Here is a 2,847-nt window from a genome sequence, read left to right on the forward strand (position 1 = left end):
GCTGAAACCTTGGGCAAGGCCGAGTTGAAGGGTCGCACGTTCGGGGATACTGAGTTCGTGATAGGACATAGTGGCAGCACCGTACCGGAAAGGTCAGGTGTTGCACTCAGTTTTTGCGGCCGCCCTTTCTATTTCAAAACCATGTCAGATAGCAGGGTCTTCTATTTCTCCATCGGCAAGTATAGGTATTAGTATATATCCGCAAGATGGTCATGATATGGGGACTCTCATACATCGTGCAGATATGGCAATGTACCAAGCCAAGGGTGTGGGGCGTGGTAGATTCAGTTTCTTTAGCTACGAGTTGAATCAGCTTGCACAGGAGCGACAGGCGTTAGAGAGTGCTTTACGGCATGCAATTGACAATGGCGAGTTGAGACTTAACTATCAACCGCAAGTTAATATGGATGACGGAAAACTATATGGTGTCGAGGCGTTAGCTCGTTGGACTCACTCGAAATTTGGTGAGGTTTCTCCTGCACGGTTCATTCCGCTGGCAGAAGAGTGCGGGCTGATTGGCGAGCTTGGTAATTGGGCTGTTCAGGAAGCATGCCGACAACTGGCTGTGTGGCGAAGGAAGGGGCTGAAAATTCCGTCTGTTTCGGTAAATTTGTCACCTAGCAATTTTCATAATCTTGACCTGACTGGAATGATTATGAGGACACTTGACCAGCATAATCTAATCGCCGCTGATCTTACACTTGAATTGACGGAAAGCGTCTTGCTTGATACGAATCCAAGCACGATGAAGGTTCTTCATGAGGTACATTCTCAGGGCGTTAAGTTGGCAATGGATGACTTCGGCACGGGCTATTCAAGCCTGAGCTATTTGCGAAAACTACCAATTCAAGAGCTGAAACTGGATCGTAGTTTTGTTATGGATCTTGAAGCTGATGAAACAAGTCGTGCTCTCAGTGATGCCGTTTTACGTATTGGCGATAGCTTACGATTGAAGGTTGTTGCTGAGGGTGTGGAGGAGCAAGGTCAATATAAAATCCTAAAAGAGCAAGGGTATCATGTTGCTCAAGGATATCTTCTGTCCAAGCCACTCAACCCCCAAGATCTTGAAGTTTGGATGGATAAGTATCGGGGCTGCTAGGCCCCAATAGTTATAATTATTTGATTTTTTAGGTGCTTTATATGTTTTTTAAAAAAAAACAGCTTAGACAAGAACTGTTGGAAGCCAATCAAAGACTTTCTTCCTTGGAGCAAGTTCGAGATAGCCTCGATAGCGAAATGCTTGTGCTGAAATTGACTTCTCAAGGAGAAGTAGTTTATGTAAACGCCAATTTTCAAAAGGAGATGCTCTTTGTTTCCGATAGGTTAATCGGTAAAGCTCTGTTTGATATGGTTCCTCAGTACGCACAGAGTACGGATCACTTCAAACGAATGAAGAATGCCATTCGGAAGGGGGAGCATTGGGCGGGTGCTTTGCAAATGATGCGAGGAAATCATGATGAGGCATGGCTTCGTGCCATTATTCAGCCTATCAAAGACATCTCTGGAAAGGTTATTCATGTATCTGTGTATGCTAATGATCTAACTCGCACTATCGAAGCGTCACGAGAGCATCAAAATTTAATTGAGGCCCTTCAGCGTTCGACAGCGGTCATTGAGTTCGACTTGGATGGCGTAGTCTTAACAGCTAATGACAGATTTTTGAGTTCAATGGGCTATACCCTTCAGCAGCTAGTAGGTCAGCATCATAAGATTTTTTGTGAGCCAGAGGAATATAAGTCTTCACAGTATGAGTTGTTTTGGGAAAAGCTTCGTCGCGGTGAGTATACTGCTGATCGATTTAAGCGAGTGGATAGTTTTGGTCGAATGGTGTGGCTGGAAGCAACCTATAACCCTATATCGGACTCACATGATAGGCTCTACAAGGTAGTTAAGTTTGCGACTGTAATTACTGACCAAGTTAATCGTGAAATGGCTGTTTCGGAAGCAGCTGATATTGCTTACACCACATCGCAGCAGACTGATGCTAGTGCTAAACGAGGCAGTAGTGTTGTTCAAGAAACGGTTAATGTGATGCGGGCACTGGCTGTCCAGATGGAAGCTGCCGTAGAAGGTATTGCCGCTTTGGATAAGCAGTCCCAAATTGTTGGCAGCATTGTGAAAAATATTGGTGGCATCGCTGATCAGACTAATTTGCTGGCACTGAATGCTGCGATTGAGGCTGCACGAGCTGGTGAGCAGGGGCGAGGCTTTGCGGTCGTTGCCGATGAGGTTAGGCAGCTTGCTTCACGGACGACTAAAGCGACCGAAGAAATCATTGGTGTGGTCATGCAAAACCAAAAGCTGGCAGAAGAAGCTGTTCGAATCATCGAGCAAGGTAAGCAGCATGCGGAGCAGGGGCTTGAGCTATCAGCACAGGCTGGCACTGTCATTGTTGAAATTCAAGATGGTGCTCAAAAAGTCGTTAGTGCAGTGGGGCAGTTTGCAAGTCAACTGTCTGGCTGACTTTTATAGAGTTTGATGTTTTTGAGTGTTTGGCGTTGTCGTATTATTACAATATTGGGCTTTTGAGTTGCGGCCATGTTGGGTCGCTTTTTTAACTGCATTTTCTGAGTTAAGGAGCTTTTGCAATTTTCGGGCGATGACGATAATGTTGGGTTTTTAGTGAGGGTTCTATGGGAAGCATGAGTTGGGATAAGCTGCTCAATAACACCCGTCTTGGCGGTCGGCCTCCTAAATCTGAGCTAGGCCGTTCGCCTTTCCACTCAGACCATGACAAGGTGATTTTTTCTGGTGCTTTCAGACGCCTTGCAAGAAAGACTCAGGTACATCCGCTCGCCACTAATGACCATGTTCATAATCGTCTCACGCATAGCTTAGAAGTTGCCT

1 protein-coding gene and 4 pseudogenes are annotated in these 2,847 nt (G+C 45.7%); all 5 read left to right on the plus strand.

Going from position 1 to position 2,847, the window contains the following annotated elements:
- Positions 1-97: 97 nt before the first annotated feature.
- A pseudogene (locus AC19YT_RS28005) lies at positions 98-220 on the plus strand (hypothetical protein); the annotation flags it as partial.
- A gap of 30 nt (positions 221-250) precedes the next feature.
- On the plus strand, positions 251-1,099 hold the full coding sequence (locus tag AC19YT_RS28010) for a putative bifunctional diguanylate cyclase/phosphodiesterase (RefSeq protein ID WP_500611365.1): 849 nt from the start codon (positions 251-253) through the stop codon (positions 1,097-1,099).
- Positions 1,100-1,236: 137 nt separating this feature from the next.
- Positions 1,237-1,917: pseudogene (locus AC19YT_RS28015) on the plus strand (PAS domain-containing protein); the annotation flags it as partial.
- Positions 1,918-2,028: 111 nt separating this feature from the next.
- A pseudogene (locus AC19YT_RS28020) lies at positions 2,029-2,463 on the plus strand (methyl-accepting chemotaxis protein); the annotation flags it as partial.
- A 179-nt stretch (positions 2,464-2,642) separates the two neighbouring features.
- Positions 2,643-2,847, plus strand: a pseudogene (locus AC19YT_RS28025) (deoxyguanosinetriphosphate triphosphohydrolase); the annotation flags it as partial.

The sequence above is a fragment of the Pseudomonas sp. MF08875 genome (genome assembly GCF_059862525.1).